Consider the following 22,702-nt stretch of genomic DNA (forward strand, 5'->3'; position numbering starts at 1 on the left):
ATATAGCAGGCCGAACTGGAAGCGCGAGTGGTTTGAAGCGCACGGCTGACGCAACAAAAAAGCGCGGAGCCGAGCCCCGCGCTTTCGAAAACGTGCCTGGAGAAGCGAGGCTTACTCGTTGACGGCAGCCTTGGCGTGCTCGGTCTTCTCGACGATGCGGGCCGACTTGCCGCGCAGGTTGCGGAGATAATAGAGCTTGGCGCGACGCACCTTGCCGCGGCGCACCACCTTGATCGAGTCGATCATCGGCGACATCACCGGGAACACGCGCTCGACGCCTTCGCCGTAGGAGATCTTGCGCACGGTGAAGCTCTCGTTGAGGCCACCGCCGGAACGGCCGATGCAGACGCCTTCATAGGCCTGCACGCGGGTGCGATCGCCTTCGACGACCTTCACGTTGACGATCACGGTGTCGCCGGGACCGAATTCCGGAATGTCCTTGCCGGCGGACAGCTTGTCGAATTGCTCTTGCTCGAGCTGCTTGATCAGGTTCATGGGTAAATCTCCATCGGCGCGCCCAGCCCTGGAAACGGGGGGCTGCGCAAAATTCGTCTATCCAGCCATTGCGGATTTGGCCGCTGCTATAAGGCAAGCCGGAGCGTTTGTCACCCGTCTGTCTTGTTTTTTGGCGTTTTTTGGCGACGGGCTCGATTCGCCGGCTTGGGCGGGATCTTGGCCCATAAATCGGGCCGCCGGGCCTCGGTGAGGGCTTCGGATTGCGCCCGCCGCCAGGCCGCCACCTTGGAATGGTCCCCGGAGGTCAGGATCTCAGGGATCGGGACCCCCTCGAACAGCTGCGGGCGGGTGTATTGGGGGTATTCCAGCAGACCATCGGAGAAGCTTTCCTCGGTTCCCGAGGCCTCCTTGCCCATCACCCCCGGCAGCAGCCGCACGCAGGCGTCGATCAGGGCTAAGGCTGCGATTTCGCCCCCCGAGAGCACGTAATCCCCGATCGAGACCTCCTCCAGGCCCCGCTTGTCGATCACCCGCTGGTCGATCCCCTCGAACCGTCCGCAGACGATCAGGGGACCGGGGCCCCGGGCAAGCTCCGTCACCCGGGCCTGGGTCAATGGCCGACCGCGCGGGCTCATCAGCAGGCGCGGCCGCTCCGGTGCGATCTCGGCGGCGTCGATCGCGGCCGCCAGCACATCCGCCCGTAGCACCATGCCCGGTCCGCCGCCGGCGGGGGTGTCGTCGACGCTGCGGTGGCGGTCGGTGGCGGAGGCCCTGATGTCCCGCGCCTCGATATGCCAGAGTCCCGCGGCCAGCGCCCGCCCGGCAAGGCTCACGCCGAGGGGTCCCGGAAACATCTCCGGAAACAGCGTCAGCACAGTCGCGCGCCAGGGTGAGGGATTGGTCATCGGATCTCGGTTCTCGTCGTCCCGGGGCGAGCGAAGCGCGAGCCCGGGACCCCTGACCACCGCACGTCATTTTGCGATGATCGGAGCTATCAGCTTAGCCAAAAAACGACGGCCTGTGGTTATGAGTCCCCGCGTTCGCCGGGACGACTCGGGGAGGGATCGTTGTCGTCGTCCCGATCGCCCTCGATCTCCTGCGGCAGCGCGATCACCACGCGGCCGGCTTTGAGGTCGACCTCCGGCACCACCGCATTCGAGAACGGCAGCAGCATCGTCGGTCCCTTCGGCGGCGCGATTTCGATGATGTCGCCGGCGCCGAAATTATGGATCGCGAGTACGCGGCCGAGCGCATCGCCGCCCGTGGTGACGGCGGCGAGCCCGATCAGATCGGTGTGGTAATATTCGTCCTCGTCCGTCGCGGGCAGTTTTTCGCGCGCGACGTAAAGCTCGATGCCGTTGAGGCGCTCGGCCTCATCGCGGGTCGTGACGCCCTTGAACGTCGCGACCAGATGATCTTTGGCCTCGCGCGCCTGCGCGACTTCGAACTGGCGCCTGCCATCCTTGGACAGCAGGGGCCCGTAGCGACGGACGGCAAACGGATCTTCCGTAAAAGTCCAAAGCTTGACCGCACCGCGCACACCATGCGCGGCGCCGATCCGCGCGACGCAGACCAGCGCCGACATGGTCTAGCCTTAGCCCTTGGCGGCGGCTTCGGCCTGCGCCTTGCGCTCCTTGCGCGGCACGGCCTTCTCGGGGTTGTTGCGCGCTTCGCGCTTCTTGACGCCGGCGGCATCGAGGAAGCGGGACACGCGGTCCGACGGCTGCGCGCCCTTGGCGAGCCAAGCCTTCACCTTGTCCATGTCGAGCTTCAGGCGGGTCTCGTTGTCCTTCGGCAGCAGAGGGTTGAAATAGCCGAGGCGCTCGATGAAGCGGCCGTCGCGCGGAAAGCGCGAATCAGCGACGACGACGTGATAGACGGGACGCTTCTTGGTGCCTGCGCGGGCGAGGCGGATAACGACGGACATCTAGTTCTCCTTCAAAATACGGTTTGTTCGGTTGATCGGTATTTGCGCGCCGCGCGAGACCGTGCGGTCCCTCGCGACGAATTCCTCATTTCTTCTTGCCGGGGAAACCGCCGAGGCCCGGCAGCGTCGGCTTGCCGCTGAGGCCCGTTAGCCCCGGCAAATTCGGCAGGCCCGAGCGAAGACCGGGCGGCAGATCCTTCGGCAGGCTGGGCAGACCCTGGCCGCCGCCGCTCTGCATCTTTTCCTGCATCGCCTTCATCTCTTCGGGCGAGGGCATCTTCATGCCGCCGCCAAAGCCCATCGCCTGCGCGATGCCGGCGAGCGGGCCGCGCTTGCCCGAGCCCATGGCCTTCATCACGTCGGCCATGTTCCGGTGCATCTTGAGCAGCTTGTTGACCTGCTCGACGCTTTGGCCGGAACCGGCGGCGATGCGCTTCTTGCGGCTGGCCTTGAGCAGGTCGGGATGACGGCGCTCGTCGCGCGTCATGGAATCGATCACTGCGACCTGACGCTTCAGAATCTTGTCGTCGATGCCGGCGGCCGCGATCTGGTTCTTCATCTTGGCGATGCCGGGCATCATGCCCATCAGGCCGCTGATGCCGCCCATGTTCGCCATCTGCAACAGCTGCTCGCGCATGTCGTTGAGGTCGAACTGACCCTTGCGCATTCGCTCGGCGGTGCGCGCGGCCTTCTCGGCGTCGATATTGGCAGCGGCGCGTTCGACCAGCGAGACCACGTCGCCCATGCCGAGGATGCGGCCGGCGATACGGTCGGGGTGGAAATCTTCCAGCGCGTCGGTCTTTTCGCCGGTGCCGATCAGCTTGATCGGCTTGCCGGTGACGGCACGCATCGACAGCGCGGCACCGCCGCGGCCGTCGCCGTCCACGCGCGTCAGCACGATGCCGGTGAGGCCGACGCGCTGATCGAAGGCGCGCGCGAGGTTCACGGCGTCCTGGCCGGTGAGGCTGTCCGCGACCAGCAGCACTTCGTGCGGATTGGCGGCGGCTTTGATCGCCGCCGCTTCCGCCATCATGTCTTCGTCGAGCGTGGTGCGGCCGGCGGTGTCGAGCAGCACGATGTCGTAGCCGCCGAGCTTGCCGGCCTCCAGCGCGCGCTTGGCAATTTGCGGCGGCTGTTGCCCCGCCACGATCGGCAGGGTCGGAATGTCGAGATCTCGGCCGAGCACGGCCAGCTGCTCCATCGCCGCCGGACGGTAGACGTCGAGCGAAGCCATCAGCACCTTGCGCTTGTCGCGCTGGACCAGGCGGCGGGCGAGCTTTGCGGTGGTGGTCGTCTTGCCCGAGCCCTGCAGGCCGACCATCATGATCGGCACCGGCGGCACGGAATTGACGTCGATGGTCTGGCTTTCGGCGCCGAGCGTGTTGATCAGCTCGTCATGGACGATCTTGACCACCATCTGGCCGGGGGTCACCGACTTGACGACAGTGGCGCCGATCGCCTGCTCGCGGACGCGCTCGGTGAAGCTGCGGACCACCTCGAGCGCAACGTCGGCCTCCAGCAGCGCGCGGCGCACCTCTCGCATCGCGGCGTCGACGTCCTTTTCGGTCAGCGCACCGCGCCCCGTCAGACGATCGAGAATTCCGCCAAGCCGTTCCGACAGATTGTCGAACAATGAAGTTGTCCTGTTGCTGTCCCCCGCCTTCGCGGGGGATGACCACTTCCTCGGCCAAACGATCTTCCAAACACCTTTGCGCCCGAGGGCGCACAGCGCTGTCGGGCGTTGACCTCCGGCCCCGAGGGCCGGTCGGCGGGTCGAAAAGAAAGCCTTTCCGATAAAGTGGCGGGGTTAAACGCCGCTCCCGCCCAAAAGTCAAGGAAAGTTAGGGTGCCGGGCCGCCGCTGCCAGGCCAAGGTCCTGAAAAGAGAGCAATTTTAGCGGCCGGTTCCTTTTCGCGGGGGTCCGCCCATATAGAGGCGATGACCTGCCTCCGTTACCACCCTTGAAGTTCCCATGCCGATCACCCGCCGCCGCCTGTTCGGACTGCTTGCCGGGGCCGGCGCGGTGGTCGGCGTGCCCTCGCTCTGGATGTCCTACATGAAAACCTATGACGGCCCGGTCTCCGATCATTTCGACGGCCTGACCTTCTTCGATCCGGACGGCGCACCGCCAAAGTCGCTGCGCGAGGTGCTGCGCTGGCAGCTCGGCGGCAAGCGGAATCGCGCCGAATGGCCCGACTGGGCGCCCAGCCCTCATGCCGACACCCCGCCGGCGCGGGTCGACGGCGATCGGTTGCGGCTCTCCTTCGTCGGCCATGCCAGCTGGCTGGTCCAGACCGGCGGCCTCAACATCCTCATTGACCCGGTCTGGTCGATGCGGGTCTCACCGGTCGCCTGGGCCGGGCCAAAGCGGCACAACGATCCCGGCATTGCGTTCGAGAAGCTGCCGAAGATCGACGTCGTGCTGGTCTCGCATGGCCATTACGACCATCTCGACATCGCGACGCTGTCACGGCTCACCAAGAATTGTGCCCCGCGTGTGGTCACCCCGCTCGGCAACGACGTGACGATGCGCAGCTGGGATTCCACGATCAAGGTGGAAGCCTTCGACTGGCACGACCGCGTCGAGCTCGGCGGCGGCATCGCCGTGCATCTGGTGCCGACGCGGCACTGGAGCGCGCGCGGCATGTTCGATCGCAACAAGGCGCTGTGGGCGAGCTTTGTCCTGGAGACGCCGGCCGGCAAGATCTATGTGGTCTGCGATTCCGGTTACGGCGATGGCCGGCATTTCCGCCGCGTCGCCGAGAAGCACGGCAAGCTGCGCCTCGCCATCCTCCCCATCGGCGCCTACGAGCCGCGATGGTTCATGCGCGACCAGCACATGAATCCGGAAGACGCCGTGAAGGCGCTGGCCGATTGCGGCGCCGAGGCCGCGCTCGGGCACCATCACGGTACGTTCCAGCTGACGGATGAAGCGATCGACGCGCCGGCGAAGGCGCTGGTGGAAGCGCTGGATGCCGCGAAGATTCCGCAGGAGCGGTTCGTGGCGATGAAGCCGGGGCAGGTGGTGGAGATCTAGGTCGTGTACCCATAAGCCCGGCGGCGTGATGCGACGAAAGCAGTGTCCGCTTTGCTCCCATGGCGACAAGTTCATGCGGCTCTGCGGTATTGAACCAGAAAGCCCATGACGCAACCAAACACCATGGATTTGGTCGGAAGACCTTGATTGATGGATGGAGCCGGCCTGTGGGATTTTTGCTGAGAATTGTGCTTGCAGCCGCTCTCGCGAGCCTTGCTCCTGCCGTCGTCCAGGCGAAGAACGCCGTCGCTTCTCCTGCCTTGCAGAAGGAATTCGATGGCTTCATCGAGAAGTTTCGCGCAGCGCTGAAGGCAAACGATTCCGCCGCCGTCGCCGCTATGACACGATTGCCGTTCATGAACGACAACGCCATTCGCGACGCCGCGCAATTTGGCGCCAAGACCTATCGGACCTCGTTCACGGCGAAAAATCGCGCGTGTATCCAGCGCGGCAAGGCCGTCTACGATCGCGATGACTACAAGAACGACAGTTACTTCGTCTTCTGCGGCGAGCTCATCTTCGTCTTTACCAAGACGCCGACGGGGTTCCTTTTTACGGATATCAGCGCGAATGATTGATCAGGCAGGTGGTGGAGATTTGGCTCCGCTGTCTCCAAATATTGCTGTCGTCCCGGACAAGCGAAGCGCAGATCCGGGACCCATAACCACAGGGGATGTCTGGCGAAGTTTCGGAGTTACCTGCGTCGCGCCATAACCACTCCCTGTGGTCATGGGTCCCTGCGTTCGCGGAGACGACGCCATTGATGTCGCGGCGATGTGTCACTTATTAGATGACGAGAGCTATTGCTCTTTCGCCTTGATCGTCCAGCTCACATTCACCGTCACCGACAGCGTCTCCTCGCCCGGCGCGACGGCGGCACCTGCGGCCAGGGGAGCTGCGGCCATCCGGCCCTTGAACAGCGGCACCGGCGCGCCGCCCTCGGACACGCTGAGCGGCGCGCCCAACGTCACTCCGGTTGCCTTGGCGTAGATATCGGCCTTGCGGCGGGCGTCCGCCACCGCCTGCTCGCGCGCGTCGTCGAGCAGTTTCGAGACCTGCGTCACCTCGAAGGAGATGTTGCCGATGTCGTTGGCGCCGGCGGCAACCAGCGTGTCGATGATGCCGGCGACCTTGGTCACGTCGCGGATCTTCACTGTGACGCGATTGCTGGCGCGGAAGCTGACCACAGGGGAGGCGCCGGTGGATTTGTTCTGGCCGTATTGCGGCTGCAGCGACAGGCGCGAGGTCTGGTAGTCCTTCTCGGCGATGCCGGCGCCCTTCAGCGCCAGCAGCACCTTGCCCATCGCGGCGTTATTGGCGTCGGAGGCTTCCTTCGCCGTCTTGGCGTCGTTGGCGACGCCGGCGTCGATCTGCGCGAGATCCGGCGCTGCGGACACGCTGGCTTCGCCGCTCACCGAAATGGCGGAGACGACATCGTCGGCGAGTGCGGACGTTGCCGGCAGGGTGACGGCAAGAACGGCGGCGAGGGAGGCAGCAAGGATGGCAGGCTTCGTCATGTCTCTCATTTCAGCGGCACGAAAACGTTGATCACGAGCTTGTCTTCGGCGGTCTTCAGGGGATCGGTGAGGTATTCCTCGATGAAGGTGTCCTTGGCTTCCAGCCTCTTGTCGTCGAGGTGATTGGTGATCGCCTCGTAGGTGTTGTCCATGTTGTCGTAGGAGCCGCGATGGACGAATTTCAGCACCTTGCCTTCCGGCGATTTGCCGATGCTCATGTCCTTGGTCAGGTTCTTGGGATCCTGCTCGATCGGGATCTCGGCCAGGAAGGTGAAGCCGGTATCGTCCGTCGAGGTGTAGACGATCATCGCATTGCCGGCATGCTTGATGCCCTGCTTGTCCAGCAGCGTGTTCAGCGCCTTGAAGGCGTCGATCAGCGTATCGAAGGCCGAATCCCAGTTCGCGGTGCCCTTGACCATCACGACCTTCTTGGCCTCGAGCGTGGTCTCGAGGCCGAACGGATCGGCGGTCTGCACCGGGGCGGGGGTCGCGGCGGCCGCCGGCGGCGGGGCCGTTGGGCTCGGTGAGGCGCTGGCGGCGGGCGAGGGCGACGCCGCCGGAGCAGGCGAAGCGCTGGCTGCAGGCGTTGGTGCGGGTGAGGCCGTCGCCGCGGGCGCCGGCGACGCGCTCGCGGCCGGCGCAGAGGAGGCCGATGGGGCCGGCGAGGGGCTTGCCGAGGCGGCCGGCACCGGGCTTGGGGTCGCCGGGCTCGGGGTCTGCGCCAGAACCTCGGGCAGGCCAAGCGACAAGGCCGCGGCCGGGATCAGCGCGGCCAGAGCGAGACGACGAAACCTGAACATTTTATTCTCCCCAAGGCCTCGACTGCTAAGGCCTCAACTACCAAGGCCTTAACCACCAAGGCCTAAATCCGTCTTTGCGCCCGGCCGCGCCCGGTTCGCGCGAACGCGCCGTTCTAACACGCGGGCGCCAAATTCGTCCCATGACAGATGCGTCATGGCAGACCTCTGGCGACCGCCGGCAAAACACTGGCCAAGCCGGCAAGGATCGCCATATAAGACAGGCGAAATTCGGGAATTTTCATGAGCGCGCTGGCCAATCACGCATTTGCCAAGATGAACGGCATCGGCAACGAGATCGTCGTTGTCGACATGCGCGATTCCGCAGGCCGGGTGACGCCCGACGACGCCCGCGCGGTGGCCTCCGCGAATGGCGGCGTGGCCTATGACCAGCTCATGGTGCTGCAGAAGCCGCGGCTCGACGGCACCGAGGCCTTCATCAGCATCTACAACAATGACGGCTCGGAAGCCGGCGCCTGCGGCAACGGCATGCGCTGCGTGGTGCGGCGCATCTTCGAGAAGAACGGGCAGACCAATGCGACGTTCGAGACCGCTTCCGGCCTGCTCAATGCCTGGCAAGGGCCGGCGCCCGATCTCTACACCGTCGACATGGGCATGCCGAAGTTCGGCTGGCAGGACATCCCGCTGGCCGAAGAGTTCCGCGACACCCGCTACATCGAATTGCAGATCGGGCCGATCGACAATCCGATCCTGCATTCGCCCTCCGTGGTGAGCATGGGCAATCCGCATGCGATCTTCTGGGTCGACGACGTCGACGCCTACGATCTCGGCCGCTTCGGTCCGCTGCTGGAAAACCACCCGATCTTCCCGGAGCGTGCCAACATCACGCTCGCCCATATCGTCGATCCCGAGCACATCACGATCCGCACCTGGGAGCGCGGTGCCGGCCTGACCAGGGCGTGCGGCTCGGCGGCTTGCGCCACGGCGGTCGCCGCGGCCCGCCTGAAGCGGGCCGAGCGCAATGTCGAGATCACGCTGCCCGGCGGCAAGCTCGGCATCGAATGGCGCGAGCGCGACGACCACGTGCTGATGACGGGCACGGCGACCTTCGAATATGAGGGCCGATTCGATCCGGCGCTGTTTGCGCCGGCCGCCTGATGGCCGTCGACATCGTCACGTTCGGCTGCCGCCTCAACGCCTTCGAGGCCGAGGTGATCCGCCGCGAAGCGGAAGCTGCGGGGCTCGAAGATACCATCGTCATCAACAGCTGCGCCGTCACCAACGAGGCGGTGGCGCAGGCGCGGCAATCGATCCGCAAATTGAAGCGTGAGCGCCCCTCAGCGCGCATCGTCGTCACCGGCTGCGCGGCGCAGACGCAAAGCGGCATGTTCGCCGACATGGCCGAGGTCGATCGCATCGTCGGCAATGACGACAAGATGCGCAGCGAAGCGTGGCACGAGACGCGCAGCGCCTTTGACCTTGGCGCCAGCGAAAAGATCGCCGTCAGCGACATCATGGCTGTGAAGGAGATGGCGCCGCATCTCATCGACGGCTATGCGAGCGGCCTGCCGCGCGTGTTCGTGCAGGTGCAGAACGGCTGCGATCATCGCTGCACCTTCTGCATCATTCCTTATGGCCGCGGCAATTCGCGCTCGGTGCCGATGGGCGCGGTGGTCGAGCAAGTGCGCAACCTTGTCGAGCGCGGCCATGCCGAGATCGTGCTGACCGGTGTCGACCTCACCAGCTACGGCGCTGATCTGCCCGGGGCGCCCAGGCTCGGCATGCTGACGAAGCAGATCTTGCGGCATGTGCCGGAGCTGAAGCGCCTGCGCATCTCCTCAATCGATTCGATCGAGGCGGATGCCGATCTGCTCGATGCCATCGCTGATGATGCGCGGCTGATGCCCCACCTGCACCTGTCGCTGCAATCCGGCGACGACATGATCCTGAAGCGCATGAAACGGCGGCATTCGCGACAGGATGCGATCGCATTCTGCGACCAGGTCCGCCGCCTGCGCCCCGACGTCGTCTTCGGTGCCGACATCATCGCGGGCTTCCCGACCGAGACGGACGAGATGTTCTTGCGGTCGCTCGATCTCGTCGAAGCGTGCGGGCTGACATTCCTGCATGTCTTCCCCTATTCGCCGCGCCCCGGCACGCCGGCTGCAAGGATGCCCCAGGTTGCGGGCGGTGCGATCAAAGAGCGTGCGCGACGGCTGCGTGCGGCAGGCGAGGCGGCGCTGCGGCGAAGGCTGCAAGCCGAGATCGGCACGACGCGTGAGGTGCTGATCGAGAGCGAGGGACAGGGGCGCACCGAGCACTATCTGCCGGTGGCGATTGCGGGCGAGCGTGCGGGCAGCGTCGTGCCGCTCGTGATTGCCGGCAGCGATGGCGAGCGGCTGACCGTATAGCGGTGTCGGAGTTGCCACGCATGGCATCCCCAACGTCGTCCCTGCGAACGCAGGGACCCATACCGCGTGATTTATCGGTCGTGGATGGTAGGAGTACCGAACTGCGAATCTTCGCTAAACCTCCCCCTGTGGTTATGGGTCCCTGCGTTCGCAGGGACGACACCGAGGGTGTGGAGACTCTGTCCTCGATCGCGCGCGCCGCTACGACGCCCGCACCTGCCAGAACCGCAGCGTCCGCTTTGCATTCTCCTGCGTCATCCGCGCGTAGTGTCCCTGCGCCCGCGCGAGGTCCGCTGGCTTCATCGCGCCGGTCGCAAAACGGCATTCGAGCACGGCGGTGGTGGTTTCCCAGCTCAGCTGCGCGGCCTTGCACGGCACCAGGAGGCCGTCGTCGCGCAGGCTCTGCATCAGTGGACGAATGACTTCGACGGTCGATCCGGACAGCGCCGCCAGGGCGGCTGCGGTCTCTTCGTAGCGCCGCTGCCTGGCGAAGCCGAGCAACGTGGCCTCATTGAGCTGGCCGGTGGCCTTGAGCATGGCAATCGCGCGTTTGGCGCCCTCGAAATCGCGGACACCGGACATCTCGCGCTCGACGCCGACGGCGATGGCCGCGATCGCGCTCTGGATCTCCTCGAACAGATGGGGCGGCGCGCGAGACAACAGGCGGGCACGCACGGCATCGGTCGCCGAGCGCAGCAATCCGCGGCGCAGCTCCGACGGCAGGTCGACGCGGACGCCGACGCTGAGGGCAAGCTCGGGATCCGCCTCGGCCTGGGCGACCAAAAGTGCGAATCCGTTGCCCGAGACTCGCGCGCCGGGATTGGCGGCGAGCCTGCGGCTGACGCTCGGATAGCGGCGCGCCAGCAGTGCGTCGGTGACGATCTCCTTCAGCCACCAGCGGCCGGCGATCGCGAGCAGATGCGGCTCGCCCTTGGCCGAGGCGATCTTCACCAGCTCGCCGTCGTCGAGGCGGGCGGATTCCTGCAGCACGGGACCGGCGATGCGGATCTCGTCATTGCTGGCGAGGCGGCGGATCACGGAGGGCGGCGCTTGAGCCACCGGCGCCAGTTGCGCGCTGATCTCGGCGAGCGCGATGCGAGCGCCCATGTCGGCAATCGCGCGCAGCTCGATGGTGCCGATCAGGCGATCGAGCACCTCGTCGAACAGCGCGATCTGCTCGTCGTCGAAACTGCCGGCGGAGGAGAGGAACAGGTCGGTGACGCGTCGGGCTGTCGCAAGGCCCTTTTCCGGCGAGCCCGCGCGAATTGCGGATTCGACCTCGTCGATGATCGATAGCCCGGCCGTGGACATGACGCGTTGCTCGTCCTGAGCGGTTACAGAAGCTTGTTCTAAGCAACCGTCATCATGAGGGACGAGGACTGAAGGTTTCGTAAACCATGGGCGGGAGCGGCGAGCGTCCGCAAGATGCAGCCGCGGCGTCGGTGCGCTCCCTCCCCCGCTTGCGGGAGAGGTGCACCTTGCGGCGCCTATTCCCCATTCCAGCCGCAGGCCCTGAGCTTCTCGTGCATATGCGGCGGCGCCGGCGCCACGACGCGGACCGGCTCCTTGTTCCGGGAGACCGGCACCACGATCTCGCGGGAATGCAAATGCAGCTTCGGCTCGCCGAAGCGCGGGCCGTTGCCGTAAATGTTATCGCCGAAGATCGGCCAGCCCGTCGCGGACGAATGTACCCGCAATTGATGGGTCCGCCCCGTGACCGGTTCCATGGCGAGCCAGGTGAAACCGTCGCCGCGGCCCATCACCTTCCAGTTGGTGATCGCCTTTTGCCCTTCCGGGTCCGGCTTCTGCCACCAGCCGCGCTCGGCATTGAGCCGGCCGAGCGGCATGTCGATGGTTCCTTCGTCTTCAGTGGGCCCGCCCTCGACCACGGTCCAGTAGGTCTTGCCGATCTTGCCGTGCTTGAAGAGCAGGCCGAGCGAGGCGGTCGCCTTGCGATGGCGGCCGAGCACGAGGCAGCCGGAGGTGTCCTTGTCCAGCCGGTGGGCCAGCACCGGCGGCCGCGGCAGGCCGAAACGCAGCGCGTCGAAGGAATCCTCCAGATTGGCGCCGCCCTTGGGGCCGCGATGCACGGGAAGGCCGGCCGGCTTGTCGATGATCAGCATCAGGCCGTCGCGATGGAGCACGCGGGCCATGATCTCGTCGGCGGACAATTGGGGAACATCGAGCAATTGCAGGACTTTCGGTCAAGTCTTTCGTTTGGAAGCCGGAACGGCTAACACACCGCCACCATGAACGATACCACGTCAGATCCCCCCAAGCTGAGCTGGTGGCGCCGCCTGTCCAACGGGCTGAAGCGCACCTCGTCCTCGCTCGGGACCGCGGTCGCCGACCTCGTCACCAAGCGCAAGCTGGACCGCGCCATGCTCGACGACATCGAGGACGTGCTGCTGCGCGCCGACCTCGGCACGTCAGTCGCGGTGCGGATCGCGGACGCGGTCGGCACCGGCCGTTACGACAAGGCGATCTCGGCCGACGAGGTCAAGGACGTCGTCGCGACCGAGGTCGAGAAGGTGCTGTCGCCGGTGGCAAAGCCGCTCGTGATCGACGCGGCCAAGAAGCCGTTCGTCATCCTCGTGGTCGGCGTCAACGGCTCCGGCAAGACCACCACGATCGGAAAGCTCTCGCAGAAATTCGCCTCCGAAGGCCGCAAGGTGATGCTGGCCGCCGGCGACACGTTTCGCGCGGCAGCGATCGAGCAGCTCAAGGTGTGGGGCGACCGGACGAAGACGCCCGTCGTCGCGGGGGCGCAAGGCTCGGATTCGGCGAGCCTCGCCTTCAACGCGCTCACCGCGGCGAAGGAGCAGGGCATCGACGTGCTCTTGATCGACACCGCCGGGCGTCTGCAAAACAAGGCCGAGCTGATGAACGAGCTCGAAAAGGTCGTGCGCGTCATCCGCAAGGTGGACGACACTGCGCCGCATGCCGTCCTGCTGGTGCTTGATGCGACCGTCGGCCAGAACGCGCTGTCGCAGGTCGAGGCGTTCCATCGCACCGCCGGGGTCACCGGCCTCGTGATGACCAAGCTCGACGGCACCGCGCGTGGCGGCATCCTGGTGGCGCTCGCGGAGAAATTCAAACTGCCGGTGCACTTCATCGGCGTCGGCGAAGGCGTCGACGATCTCGCGCCGTTCACCGCGCGCGACTTCGCCCGCGCCATCGCCGGAATCGAAAGCTAGAGATGGACAAGACCCAGCCGCATCCGCTGTTCAAGCTGGCGACCGAGCTCGGTCCGCTGCTCGTGTTCTTCTTCGTCAATGCGAAGTTCAATCTGTTCGCGGCAACCGGCGCCTTCATGGTCGCGATCGTGGCGGCGATGGCGGCGTCCTATGTGGTGACGCGCCATATCCCGATCATGGCGATCGTCACCGGCGTGATCGTGCTGGTGTTCGGCACGCTGACCCTGGTGCTGCACGACGAGACCTTCATCAAGCTCAAGCCGACCATCATCTACGGCCTGTTCGCCGCGATCCTCGGCGGCGGCCTGCTGTTCGGCCGCTCCTTCATCGCCGTGATGTTCGACCAGATGTTCAATCTGACGCCGCAGGGCTGGCGCATCCTGACCCTGCGCTGGGCGCTGTTCTTCGCCGGCATGGCGGTGCTAAACGAGATCATCTGGCGCACGCAAAGCACCGACTTCTGGGTGAACTTCAAGGTGTTCGGCGTCACCCCGCTGACCATGATCTTCGCCGTCGCCCAGATGCCGCTGACCAAGCGCTATCACCTCGAGCCGGTGTCACTGGAGGCCAGCGAGGCCGAAGCGGGGGACGTGAGCAAGGGGTAGCGGCCGGCGCCGGCCGGGGCATCCAACCACCACCCTCTATTCACGCTGGCGTGCACTTCGCGCGCGCAACTGACCGGATCGAGCGACGCGTCCGGCGGGTTCCTTCATCGCTCTATAACCGCAAGCTGAGATTCTTCAGCTCCGGACCTTGTCCGAACGGTCGCAGGCGATAGCCTCGGGTCGTGAAGAGAGGGTGGCACGCCGGAGGGCCCGGTGATGAGTGCAAAACAGGACCAGACCGCTGAACACCTGATTCAGTACCTCCGGCAACTCGCTCCGCAGGTCCGGCGCCGCCTGCTTGCCGAACTGGAGCGGCTGCACCTCCTCGGCGAGGACATCCCGCATTCCGAGCCATTGATCGCGGCGCTGCGTGCCGAGTTTCGCAACACGGGCCCGAACCACTACCGCGTCGGAAATCCCTCACGTTACTTCTTCGAGCCGCTCGAGCCGGTGCTGGTGGACAGCGCGCCAGAGCGGGCCAATAGCGGACAGATCGCCCGTGGATCGCTCGCACCGATCTGGAGCCTCGTGACCGAGCAATTGCTGCGCAGCATGGCGGCCGACTACATCGCCAACGCGACGAAGGCCATCTCTGCCGACAAGCAGCCCGAAGCACGGCAGATGGCCCAGGCGTTCCAGAAGAAGGTGCTGACCTCTCTCAACGGCCAGCTTGGGTCTGCCGAGGGCGCAGCCGGCATTCGCGACGGGCTGATGGCCTATACCAGCTCCCATGCGACGTTCGATGACCTCAAGAAGATGCTGCGCTGTCTCGACCTGCAGCGGGAGCTCGACGAGTTTGGCCGTGCGCTTGCGCCGAAGATCGCCCGGCTCGAGGGCGCCAGCCTCGACAAGGTCCTTGGCCTCCTCAGCACGCTCAAGTCCAGGCGCGCCGATGCGGTGCCGTTCGCGCTCACGATCGTCGCAAGGCGTCTGGAACGTCCATGGGAGCTGCTGTCGCTCGCGACCACGACAGCCGACGACCGGGCTGCGGCGCGGATCGCGGCGGGCCCCTTCGCGATCGCGGTTTCGATGGTGCTCGATCAGATCGAGCAGAAGCACCACCTCCTGCTCTTCGCGCTCAGGAACAATCGCCCGGTGCGGGCCAGGGAGATCGTGAGCGAGATCTACCGGATCGAGCAGGCACTGCGAACGCAGATCGAGCTCAAAGGGTCCGGCTGGGCCCAGCGCCTCGATGACCTCATGACGGATGTCCAAGCCGCCGTCGACGCGGAGGTCAGCAGCATTCCCGGCGATCACCGGCACCTGACGCACATTCTGGAATCGCCGCGGCTGCGCCCGGACGATTCCTTCGGCCACAAGGTCGGCCATATCTTCGAGAAGGGCTGGGATGCCGTGGCTGGCCTGCTCGCGGGCCACACGGACCCGACCCATCGTCGCGACAACGTGCCGTGAACTCACGCCCTCGGGCAGCTTGTCCGCGCCAGGTCAGCTTCCTGCCTTGAGCGCCTTCTCCAGCTCCGGCATCAGCACCGTCTTGAGGTTTTGCGCCGTGACCGGGCCGACCAGCTTGTAGACGATGGTGCCCTCGCGGCCGACGACGAAGGTTTCCGGCACGCCGTAGACGCCCCATTCGATCGAGGCGCGGCCGTTGGCGTCCACGCCGACGCGGCCGAACGGGTTGCCGTAGCGGCCGAGGAAGCGGCGCGCATTGTCGGCCGTGTCCTTGTAATTGATGCCGACCAGCTGGAAGCGCTTGTCTTTTGCCAGTTCGGTCAGAAGCGGTGCTTCGTCATGACAGGGCACGCACCAGGACGCCCAGACATTGACGAGACTGACCTTGCCCTTGAACGCGGCGGGATCGAGCCCCGGTACGTGCGCGTTGTCGGCCTGCAATCCCTCGAGTGGCGGCAGCACGGTCTGCGGCACCGGACGACCGATCAGCGCGGAGGGGATCCGAGAGATATCGCCGCTGCCGAGCCGGAACCAGAACAGCAGCGCAAGTCCGATGAAGGCGATCAGCGGCAGCACCATCAGGACGGTGCGGCGCTGCGGCGGCGCGGAGGCAGGTTGATCGGTCATCGCAATTCCGTCGCGCTGCGGCCGGAACGGCGCGTGATGCCGCGCTCCTCCAGCTCGCGCAGGCGCTGCGTCTGGTTGCGATGGTCGAGCGCGATCCAGCCGATCAGGATCGCGACCACGAGGGCCGCGGCGGCATAGGACGTCACGATGAAGGAGGCATAGGGACCCAGCGACATGATCATGCGGCCCCGACTTCGTTCGACGCGTTTTGTCCGCGCGCGCCGGCACCGATCTCGCTCGAGAACGCGACACGGCTCGCCTGCATCATCTGCAGCGAGCGGACGCGGCGGCGCAGGATCTCGTTGCGCATCGCGGCCAGATGCAGCGTGACGAACAGCAGCGTGAAGGCGATCGCCATCACCAGCAGCGGAATCAGGAAGGATTTGTCGAGGGCCGATCCGCCCATGCGCATCACCGAGGCGGGCTGGTGCAGCGTGTTCCACCAGTCGACGGAGAATTTGATGATCGGCAAATTGATCGCGCCGACCAGGGTCAGCACCGCGGCGGCGCGGGCCGCGCGCGAGGGATCGTCGACCGCCCGCCACAGCGCCATCAGGCCGAGATACATCAGGAAGAGAATCAGCACCGAGGTGAGCCGCGCGTCCCATTCCCAATAGGTGCCCCACATCGGCCGGCCCCACAGCGAGCCCGTGAGCAGCGCGAGGAAGGTGAAGGCGGCGCCGATCGGCGCGGCCGCCTTGGCGGCGACGTCGGCGAGCGGATGACGCCACACCAGCGTTCCCAGCGAGGCGATGCTCATCACGCCCCAGACGAACATCGACAGCCAGGCATTGGGCACGTGGATGAACATGATCTTCACCGTCGCGCCCTGCTGGTAGTCGTCGGGTGCGAGCGCGGCTTGATAGAGACCGATCGCGAGCAGGACGACGGTCGCGGCCGCAAGCCACGGCAGGACCCGCGCTGTCAGCGCGAGGAACCGCGTGGGGTTGGCGAGGTCGATCAGTGTCATGGTACCCTGATAATCGTCGATGGCCGCTCAGGCAATCAGCACGAAAGCGAGGGACGAAAGTTGATCGGGGTCAAGGTCGGCCGAGTCCATCCTAATCAAGTCCATGCCGCAGGCTCGCCGCGGCTGCGAAGGGGCCGATCACGAGGCTGACCAGCGACAGCGCGCACAGGATCGAGAACGGCGCGCCGAAGGTCATCGGGCCGACGATCACGGCCTGCGAGGCCGCTACGCCGAAAATCAGCACGGGAATCGACAGCGGCAGCACCAGCACCGCCATCAGCAGCCCGCCGCGGTGCAGCGTCACCGCCAGCGCCGCGCCGATCATACCGGTAAACGTCAGCGCCGGGGTACCCGCCAGAAGCGTCAGCGCCACCGCGCCGGTCGCGACCATGTCGAGGTTGAGCAGGAGGCCGAGCACGGGGGTTGCGACAATCAGCGGCAGGCCGGCGGCCAGCCAATGCGCCAGTGCCTTGGCGGCACAGGCGAGTTCCAGCGGCGTCCGGCTCATCGTGATCAGGTCGAGCGAGCCGTCCTCGTGGTCGGCCATGAACAGCCGGTCGAGGGTGAGCAGGCTCGCCAGCAGCGCTCCGAGCCAGAGGATGGCCGGCCCCAGCCGCGACAGCAGCGCCAGATCGGGCCCCACTGCGAACGGCATCAGCACCACCACGGTCAGGAAGAACAGCACCCCGATCAGCGCCCCGCCGCCGACGCGGAGCGCGATCCGGATGTCCCGGCGGACGATGGCGGACAGGGCGGTCATGAGGTGGCCCTTCTGGCGAAGCGGCCATGGGAGTCGGGCTGGCGCTGCGGGGACGGTGCGCTCCCTCCCCCGCCTGCGGGGGAGGAGTGGGGAGAGGGGATCTCGACAACGAAGATTTCCCCTGAGGATAGAACCCTCACCCGGCGCCTTAGCCGATGCAAAGCATCGGCGTTTTTTAGGGACGGCGGCCAGGGGCCGCCTATGCCGGCCTCTCCCGCAAGCAGGGAAGGCGAGGGGACGGAGCGGCCGCCACCTGGCCGCTCGGAAAGCTGAGGGTCGGGCCGCATCACGCCACACCCCCGATCCGCAGCTCCCGCGACTCAATCCCCAACGGCGCGTGGGTCGCCGCGACGATCATGCCGCCGCGCGACAGGTGCTCGCGCATCAGGTCGCCGAACATGTCCTGTCCCGCCACATCCAGCGCGTTGGTCGGCTCGTCCAAGAGCCAGACCGGGCGGCGGACAGTCAGCAGGCGCGCCAGCGACAGGCGGCGGCGCTGGCCGGCCGACAGGAAGCCGGCGGGCAGGTGGGTGGCGTGCGCGAGACCGACAATGGCGAGGCTCTCGGCGAAGTCAAAACGCTCGCCGCCGAGAAATTCGGCCCAAAAGGTCAGATTTTCGGCCACGCTGAGCGCCGGCTTGAGGGCATCGCGATGGCCGAGATAGTGGCACTGCTCGGGCAGCGTCAGCTCGGGATCGCCGCCCGCCAGCGCGATCTTGCCTTCCGCCGGCACGAGCAGGCCGGCGATCAGCCGCAGCAGCGAGGTCTTGCCCGATCCGTTGCGGCCGACGACCGCCACGGCCTCGCCGGAGACCGCGGCGAAATCGAGCCCGGCGAACACCTGGCGGCCGCCCCGCACGCAGGCGACCCCGTGTCCGGAGAGCTGCATCTCGCCTTGTTTCAGGTCACTCAAAACCGGGCCTCAGGAAAACTTGGGGTAGCGCATGGGAATTTTTGGCTGGCGGTTGCTGCGGCACGATTGTGGCTGTGGCGGCGCGGTTAGAAAGCTTCTATAAGCCCGGAACTACTTGATGCAGCAACTCAACCTGCCCCCGCAAGCGGCCCAGCCTAGATGTGCTGACGGTGTTAAAATACCCTGCCGGGTATAACTAACAATTGGGATTTCCTACATGACCTCGCTCGACAGCTTCAAATGCAAAAAGACCCTCAAGGTCGGCGCCAAGACCTATGTCTATTACAGCCTGCCCACGGCCGAGAAGAATGGTCTGAAGGGAATTTCCAAACTTCCCTACTCGATGAAGGTCCTGCTCGAGAACCTGCTGCGCAACGAGGACGGCCGTTCGGTCAAGAAAGAGGACATCGTCGCCGTCTCGAAATGGCTGCGCAAGAAGTCGCTGGAGCATGAGATTGCGTTCCGCCCGGCGCGGGTGCTGATGCAGGATTTCACCGGCGTGCCGGCGGTGGTCGATCTCGCCGCGATGCGCAACGCGATGCAGAAGCTCGGCGGCGACGCCGAGAAGATCAATCCGCTGGTGCCGGTCGACCTCGTCATCGACCACTCCGTGATCGTGAACTTCTTCGGCGACAACAAGGCTTTCGGCAAGAACGTCACCGAAGAGTACAAGCAGAACCAGGAGCGCTACGAGTTCCTGAAGTGGGGCCAGAAGGCGTTCTCGAACTTCTCCGTCGTGCCGCCCGGCACCGGCATCTGCCACCAGGTCAATCTCGAATATCTCTCCCAGACGGTGTGGACCAAGAAGGAGAAGATGACGGTCGGCAAGAAGACCGGCACCTTCGAGGTCGCATACCCTGACTCGCTGGTCGGCACCGACTCCCACACCACCATGGTCAATGGTCTGGCCGTGCTCGGCTGGGGCGTCGGCGGGATCGAGGCGGAAGCCTGCATGCTCGGCCAGCCGCTGTCGATGCTGCTGCCCAACGTCGTCGGCTTCAAGCTGAAGGGCGCGATGAAGGAAGGCGTCACCGCGACCGACCTCGTGCTGACAGTCACGCAGATGCTGCGCAAGCTCGGTGTGGTCGGCAAGTTCGTCGAGTTCTTCGGCCCCGGTCTCGACAATCTCTCGGTCGCCGACAAGGCGACGATCGCCAACATGGCGCCCGAATATGGCGCGACCTGCGGCTTCTTCCCGGTCGATGCCGCCGCGATCGACTACCTCAAGACGTCGGGGCGCGCCGCGCCGCGCGTTGCACTGGTGCAGGCCTATGCCAAGGCGCAAGGGCTGTTCCGCACCGCCAAGTCGCCCGATCCGGTGTTCACGGAAACGCTGACGCTCGATCTCGCCGACGTCGTGCCGTCGATGGCCGGTCCGAAGCGCCCCGAAGGCCGCATCGCGCTGCCGTCGGTCGCCGAAGGCTTCTCGCTCGCGCTCGGCACGGAATACAAGAAGGCCGAGGAGCCCAACAAGCGCTTTTCCGTCGAGGGCAAGGATTTCGAGATCGGCCATGGCGACGTCGTGATCGCCGCCATCACCTCCTGCACCAACACCTCGAACCCGAGCGTGCTGATCGGCGCCGGCCTCTTGGCCCGTAACGCCGCCGCGAAGGGCCTGAAGGCAAAACCGTGGGTGAAGACCTCGCTCGCCCCCGGCAGCCAGGTCGTCGCGGGCTATCTCGCCGATTCCGGCTTGCAGAAGGATCTCGACAAGGTCGGCTTCAACCTGGTCGGCTTCGGCTGCACCACCTGCATCGGCAATTCCGGTCCGCTGCCCGAGGAGATCTCGAAGTCGATCAACGACAACGGCATCGTCGCCGCCGCCGTGCTGTCCGGCAACCGCAACTTCGAAGGCCGCGTCTCGCCCGACGTGCAGGCGAACTATCTCGCTTCGCCCCCGCTGGTCGTCGCCCACGCGCTCGCGGGCAGCGTTACCAAAAACCTTGCCGTCGAGCCGATCGGCGAGGGCAAGGACGGCAAGCCGGTGTACCTCAAGGACATCTGGCCCACGACGAAGGAAATCAACGCCTTCATGAAGAAGTTCGTGACCTCGACGATCTTCAAGAAGAAGTATGCCGACGTGTTCAAGGGCGACGCCAACTGGCGCAAGATCAAGACGGTCGAGAGCGAGACCTATCGCTGGAACATGTCTTCGACCTACGTGCAGAACCCGCCCTATTTCGACGGCATGAAGAAGGAGCCGGAGCCGGTCACCGACATCGTCGAGGCGCGCATCCTCGCCATGTTCGGCGACAAGATCACCACCGACCACATCTCGCCGGCCGGTTCGATCAAGCTCACCTCGCCCGCGGGCAAATATCTCAGCGAGCACCAGGTGCGTCCCGCCGACTTCAACCAGTACGGCACGCGCCGCGGCAACCATGAAGTGATGATGCGCGGCACCTTTGCCAACATCCGCATCAAGAACTTCATGCTGAAGGGCGCCGACGGCAACATCCCCGAAGGCGGCCTCACCAAGCATTGGCCCGACGGCGAGCAGATGTCGATCTACGACGCCGCGATGAAGTACCAGCAGGAGCAGGTGCCGCTGGTGGTGTTCGCCGGCGCCGAATACGGCAACGGCTCCTCGCGCGACTGGGCTGCCAAGGGCACGCGCCTGCTCGGCGTGCGCGCCGTGATCTGCCAGAGCTTCGAGCGCATCCATCGCTCCAACCTGGTCGGTATGGGCGTGCTGCCGCTGACCTTCGAGGAAGGCACCTCCTGGTCGTCGCTCGGCCTGAAGGGCGATGAGAAGGTCACGCTGCGCGGCCTGCAGGGCGACCTCAAGCCGCGTCAGAAGCTGACCGCGGAGATCGTCTCCGGCGACGGCTCGTTGCAGCGCGTTTCGCTGCTCTGCCGCATCGATACGCTGGACGAGCTCGACTACTACCGCAACGGCGGTATCCTGCACTACGTGCTGCGCAAGCTCGCGGCCTAAGCGCGGATTTGTGAACGGTGGCTCACTGCGAAGTGAGTAGAAGGTTAAATGAAGGCGGCCTATCACAAGGCCGCCTTTCATGCGTTTGCGGCACGTTCGGATGGGCCCGCGCGGCGGAAAACGGTCCTTGGGCGGTTATCTGGACGGATGAAGTATCGTGCCCCGTAAGACTACGGTGACCATCAGGCGATAAGATCCCCCTCCACGAGTGACGGTGTGTGACGTTCGACATGACAACAATGACGGCTTCTCATCTGGTTTCACGTTGGTCCGGTGCCCTCTGGTCGAGTGCTCTCGGCCTTTGTGCCATCGTCGCCGTCGTCGTTCCCGCCTCTGCCGATCCCCGCGCCGTTGTCGAATTGTTTACCTCGCAAGGCTGCTCCTCCTGTCCGCCCGCCGACCAGATCATCGGCGATCTCTCCAAGGATCCGTCGATCATCGCGCTGAGCATGCCGATCGATTATTGGGACTATCTCGGCTGGAAGGACACGCTGGCGGATTCGCGCTTCTCTGCACGACAGCGTGCCTATTCGAAGATGCGCGGCGACCGCGAGGTCTACACCCCGCAGGTCGTGGTCAACGGCTCCACCCATGTCATCGGCAGCGACCGTACCAGCATCGAGAATGCGATCGGCAAGACCGACAAGGGTGTGGGCGTGATGAGCGTGCCGGTGACGATGTCGCTCGCGGGCAAGCAGATCAACGTCTCGGTGGCCGCGAGCAAAGAGCCGGCCGTCTCGCATGGCGAGGTCTGGATCTGCTCAATCGCCAAGTCGGTCCCGATCGCAATCACCCGCGGCGAGAATCGCGGGCAGCAGGTCACCTATCACAACGTGGTGCGCAACCTGCTCAAGGTCGGTGACTGGACCGGACGTTCGGAAAGCTGGACGGTGCCGATCGAGAATTTGACGCGCGACGGCGTCGACGGCGCGGTGGTCTACGTCCAGGACGGCAGCCGCGAGCGGCCGGGCCCAATGCTCGGCGCGGCATACACGTCGCTGCATTGAAGTAAGCACAGCATCTCGGCAATTGTTGCTCGTCATTCCGGGCGCGCGAAGCGCGAGCTAGGGTGCGCAATTGCGCACCTTAGAATCCATCTATCCATGGACAAGCTGAGAAATGGATTCTTAGATGCGCAATTGCGCATCGTAGTTCGCGCCAAGAGGCGCGCCT

General features: G+C 65.5%; 23 protein-coding genes. 9 read left to right on the forward strand and 14 right to left on the reverse strand.

Annotated elements, in window-relative coordinates:
- Positions 1-111: 111 nt before the first annotated feature.
- The 5 genes from rplS to ffh all read right to left on the reverse strand — a co-directional run bounded on the left by rplS (position 112) and on the right by ffh (position 4,016).
- Positions 112-495, reverse strand: coding sequence for a 50S ribosomal protein L19 (gene rplS / locus XH83_RS01840; protein WP_028133304.1), 384 nt, complete (start codon positions 493-495; stop codon positions 112-114).
- 110 nt (positions 496-605) lie between these two features.
- On the reverse strand, positions 606-1,361 hold the full coding sequence (gene trmD / locus XH83_RS01845) for a tRNA (guanosine(37)-N1)-methyltransferase TrmD (protein WP_194405411.1): 756 nt from the start codon (positions 1,359-1,361) through the stop codon (positions 606-608).
- Positions 1,362-1,480: 119 nt separating this feature from the next.
- Positions 1,481-2,041, reverse strand: a complete 561-nt coding sequence (gene rimM / locus XH83_RS01850; RefSeq protein ID WP_194405412.1) for a ribosome maturation factor RimM — start codon at positions 2,039-2,041, stop codon at positions 1,481-1,483.
- Between the two features lie 9 nt (positions 2,042-2,050).
- On the reverse strand, positions 2,051-2,383 hold the full coding sequence (gene rpsP / locus XH83_RS01855; RefSeq protein WP_014438992.1) for a 30S ribosomal protein S16: 333 nt from the start codon (positions 2,381-2,383) through the stop codon (positions 2,051-2,053).
- A gap of 85 nt (positions 2,384-2,468) precedes the next feature.
- Positions 2,469-4,016 carry a signal recognition particle protein gene (ffh, locus tag XH83_RS01860; protein ID WP_014490648.1) on the reverse strand — a complete coding sequence of 516 codons (1,548 nt, stop codon included), beginning with the start codon at positions 4,014-4,016 and terminating at the stop codon, positions 2,469-2,471.
- 339 nt (positions 4,017-4,355) lie between these two features.
- On the opposite strand from ffh, the gene XH83_RS01865 reads away from it, so the two are divergent.
- Together XH83_RS01865 and XH83_RS01870 are read left to right on the forward strand one after the other, a co-directional pair.
- Complete coding sequence (locus tag XH83_RS01865; RefSeq protein ID WP_194405413.1) at positions 4,356-5,420, forward strand: MBL fold metallo-hydrolase; 1,065 nt, start codon at positions 4,356-4,358, stop codon at positions 5,418-5,420.
- Between the two features lie 89 nt (positions 5,421-5,509).
- Positions 5,510-5,998, forward strand: coding sequence for a hypothetical protein (locus XH83_RS01870; protein ID WP_246776397.1), 489 nt, complete (start codon positions 5,510-5,512; stop codon positions 5,996-5,998).
- A 222-nt stretch (positions 5,999-6,220) separates the two neighbouring features.
- On the opposite strand, the gene XH83_RS01875 is transcribed toward XH83_RS01870, so the two are convergent.
- Together XH83_RS01875 and XH83_RS01880 are read right to left on the reverse strand one after the other, a co-directional pair.
- Positions 6,221-6,937, reverse strand: coding sequence for an SIMPL domain-containing protein (locus XH83_RS01875; protein ID WP_194405414.1), 717 nt, complete (start codon positions 6,935-6,937; stop codon positions 6,221-6,223).
- 5 nt (positions 6,938-6,942) lie between these two features.
- Complete coding sequence (locus XH83_RS01880; protein WP_194405415.1) at positions 6,943-7,737, reverse strand: GyrI-like domain-containing protein; 795 nt, start codon at positions 7,735-7,737, stop codon at positions 6,943-6,945.
- Positions 7,738-7,977: 240 nt separating this feature from the next.
- On the opposite strand from XH83_RS01880, the gene dapF reads away from it, so the two are divergent.
- Positions 7,978-8,853 carry a diaminopimelate epimerase gene (gene dapF, locus XH83_RS01885; RefSeq protein WP_194405416.1) on the forward strand — a complete coding sequence of 292 codons (876 nt, stop codon included), beginning with the start codon at positions 7,978-7,980 and terminating at the stop codon, positions 8,851-8,853.
- Positions 8,853-10,106 carry a tRNA (N(6)-L-threonylcarbamoyladenosine(37)-C(2))-methylthiotransferase MtaB gene (gene mtaB, locus XH83_RS01890; protein ID WP_194405417.1) on the forward strand — a complete coding sequence of 418 codons (1,254 nt, stop codon included), beginning with the start codon at positions 8,853-8,855 and terminating at the stop codon, positions 10,104-10,106. The genes dapF and mtaB overlap by 1 nt, the downstream gene beginning before the upstream one ends.
- A 201-nt stretch (positions 10,107-10,307) precedes the next feature.
- On the opposite strand, the gene XH83_RS01895 is transcribed toward mtaB, so the two are convergent.
- On the reverse strand, positions 10,308-11,417 hold the full coding sequence (locus tag XH83_RS01895) for a DUF2336 domain-containing protein (protein WP_194405418.1): 1,110 nt from the start codon (positions 11,415-11,417) through the stop codon (positions 10,308-10,310).
- A 176-nt stretch (positions 11,418-11,593) separates the two neighbouring features.
- Positions 11,594-12,295 (reverse strand): RluA family pseudouridine synthase, encoded by a 702-nt coding sequence (locus XH83_RS01900; protein ID WP_246776398.1) that lies wholly within the window; start codon positions 12,293-12,295, stop codon positions 11,594-11,596.
- 60 nt (positions 12,296-12,355) lie between these two features.
- Between XH83_RS01900 and ftsY the strand changes: the two genes are divergently transcribed.
- From ftsY to XH83_RS01915, 3 genes are all read left to right on the forward strand, one after another.
- Positions 12,356-13,303 carry a signal recognition particle-docking protein FtsY gene (gene ftsY / locus XH83_RS01905; protein WP_194405419.1) on the forward strand — a complete coding sequence of 316 codons (948 nt, stop codon included), beginning with the start codon at positions 12,356-12,358 and terminating at the stop codon, positions 13,301-13,303.
- 2 nt (positions 13,304-13,305) lie between these two features.
- The gene (locus XH83_RS01910; protein WP_194405420.1) at positions 13,306-13,908 is read left to right on the forward strand and encodes a septation protein A; all 603 of its coding nucleotides are present in this window, start codon (positions 13,306-13,308) and stop codon (positions 13,906-13,908) included.
- A gap of 216 nt (positions 13,909-14,124) precedes the next feature.
- On the forward strand, positions 14,125-15,321 hold the full coding sequence (locus tag XH83_RS01915; protein ID WP_194405421.1) for a hypothetical protein: 1,197 nt from the start codon (positions 14,125-14,127) through the stop codon (positions 15,319-15,321).
- Between the two features lie 33 nt (positions 15,322-15,354).
- On the opposite strand, the gene XH83_RS01920 is transcribed toward XH83_RS01915, so the two are convergent.
- The 5 genes from XH83_RS01920 to ccmA form a co-directional block, all read right to left on the reverse strand.
- Entirely contained in the window at positions 15,355-15,948 is a 594-nt protein-coding gene (locus tag XH83_RS01920; protein ID WP_194405422.1) for a DsbE family thiol:disulfide interchange protein, read from the reverse strand.
- Positions 15,945-16,130, reverse strand: coding sequence for a heme exporter protein CcmD (ccmD, locus tag XH83_RS01925; RefSeq protein ID WP_194405423.1), 186 nt, complete (start codon positions 16,128-16,130; stop codon positions 15,945-15,947). The genes XH83_RS01920 and ccmD overlap by 4 nt, the downstream gene beginning before the upstream one ends.
- A complete protein-coding gene (locus XH83_RS01930) occupies positions 16,127-16,918 on the reverse strand; it encodes a heme ABC transporter permease (RefSeq protein WP_194405424.1) in 792 nt (263 codons plus the stop codon). Before XH83_RS01930 ends, ccmD begins: the two co-directional genes overlap by 4 nt.
- Positions 16,919-17,009: 91 nt before the next feature.
- Positions 17,010-17,678, reverse strand: a complete 669-nt coding sequence (gene ccmB, locus XH83_RS01935; RefSeq protein ID WP_194405425.1) for a heme exporter protein CcmB — start codon at positions 17,676-17,678, stop codon at positions 17,010-17,012.
- 286 nt (positions 17,679-17,964) lie between these two features.
- Positions 17,965-18,567, reverse strand: coding sequence for a heme ABC exporter ATP-binding protein CcmA (gene ccmA, locus XH83_RS01940; RefSeq protein ID WP_194408131.1), 603 nt, complete (start codon positions 18,565-18,567; stop codon positions 17,965-17,967).
- Positions 18,568-18,808: 241 nt separating this feature from the next.
- Between ccmA and acnA the strand changes: the two genes are divergently transcribed.
- Both acnA and XH83_RS01950 read left to right on the forward strand, forming a co-directional pair.
- Entirely contained in the window at positions 18,809-21,529 is a 2,721-nt protein-coding gene (gene acnA / locus XH83_RS01945; protein WP_194405426.1) for an aconitate hydratase AcnA, read from the forward strand.
- 230 nt (positions 21,530-21,759) lie between these two features.
- On the forward strand, positions 21,760-22,536 hold the full coding sequence (locus tag XH83_RS01950; protein WP_194405427.1) for a thioredoxin family protein: 777 nt from the start codon (positions 21,760-21,762) through the stop codon (positions 22,534-22,536).
- The last annotated feature ends 166 nt before the right edge of the window (positions 22,537-22,702 follow it).

It is taken from the genome of Bradyrhizobium sp. CCBAU 53351 (assembly GCF_015291745.1).
Taxonomy (GTDB): domain Bacteria; phylum Pseudomonadota; class Alphaproteobacteria; order Rhizobiales; family Xanthobacteraceae; genus Bradyrhizobium.

Coding starts and splice junctions, on each gene's coding strand:
- rplS (WP_028133304.1), bottom strand. CDS start 495: ATGAACCTGATCAAGCAGCTCGAGCAAGAGCAATTCGACAAGCTGTCC.
- acnA (WP_194405426.1), top strand. CDS start 18,809: ATGACCTCGCTCGACAGCTTCAAATGCAAAAAGACCCTCAAGGTCGGC.
- XH83_RS01895 (WP_194405418.1), bottom strand. CDS start 11,417: ATGTCCACGGCCGGGCTATCGATCATCGACGAGGTCGAATCCGCAATT.
- rimM (WP_194405412.1), bottom strand. CDS start 2,041: ATGTCGGCGCTGGTCTGCGTCGCGCGGATCGGCGCCGCGCATGGTGTG.
- dapF (WP_194405416.1), top strand. CDS start 7,978: ATGAGCGCGCTGGCCAATCACGCATTTGCCAAGATGAACGGCATCGGC.
- XH83_RS01950 (WP_194405427.1), top strand. CDS start 21,760: ATGACAACAATGACGGCTTCTCATCTGGTTTCACGTTGGTCCGGTGCC.
- XH83_RS01875 (WP_194405414.1), bottom strand. CDS start 6,937: ATGACGAAGCCTGCCATCCTTGCTGCCTCCCTCGCCGCCGTTCTTGCC.
- XH83_RS01915 (WP_194405421.1), top strand. CDS start 14,125: ATGAGTGCAAAACAGGACCAGACCGCTGAACACCTGATTCAGTACCTC.
- XH83_RS01910 (WP_194405420.1), top strand. CDS start 13,306: ATGGACAAGACCCAGCCGCATCCGCTGTTCAAGCTGGCGACCGAGCTC.
- trmD (WP_194405411.1), bottom strand. CDS start 1,361: ATGACCAATCCCTCACCCTGGCGCGCGACTGTGCTGACGCTGTTTCCG.
- ftsY (WP_194405419.1), top strand. CDS start 12,356: ATGAACGATACCACGTCAGATCCCCCCAAGCTGAGCTGGTGGCGCCGC.
- rpsP (WP_014438992.1), bottom strand. CDS start 2,383: ATGTCCGTCGTTATCCGCCTCGCCCGCGCAGGCACCAAGAAGCGTCCC.
- XH83_RS01865 (WP_194405413.1), top strand. CDS start 4,356: ATGCCGATCACCCGCCGCCGCCTGTTCGGACTGCTTGCCGGGGCCGGC.
- mtaB (WP_194405417.1), top strand. CDS start 8,853: ATGGCCGTCGACATCGTCACGTTCGGCTGCCGCCTCAACGCCTTCGAG.
- ccmD (WP_194405423.1), bottom strand. CDS start 16,130: ATGATCATGTCGCTGGGTCCCTATGCCTCCTTCATCGTGACGTCCTAT.
- XH83_RS01930 (WP_194405424.1), bottom strand. CDS start 16,918: ATGACACTGATCGACCTCGCCAACCCCACGCGGTTCCTCGCGCTGACA.
- XH83_RS01920 (WP_194405422.1), bottom strand. CDS start 15,948: ATGACCGATCAACCTGCCTCCGCGCCGCCGCAGCGCCGCACCGTCCTG.
- ccmB (WP_194405425.1), bottom strand. CDS start 17,678: ATGACCGCCCTGTCCGCCATCGTCCGCCGGGACATCCGGATCGCGCTC.
- XH83_RS01880 (WP_194405415.1), bottom strand. CDS start 7,737: ATGTTCAGGTTTCGTCGTCTCGCTCTGGCCGCGCTGATCCCGGCCGCG.
- ccmA (WP_194408131.1), bottom strand. CDS start 18,567: ATGCAGCTCTCCGGACACGGGGTCGCCTGCGTGCGGGGCGGCCGCCAG.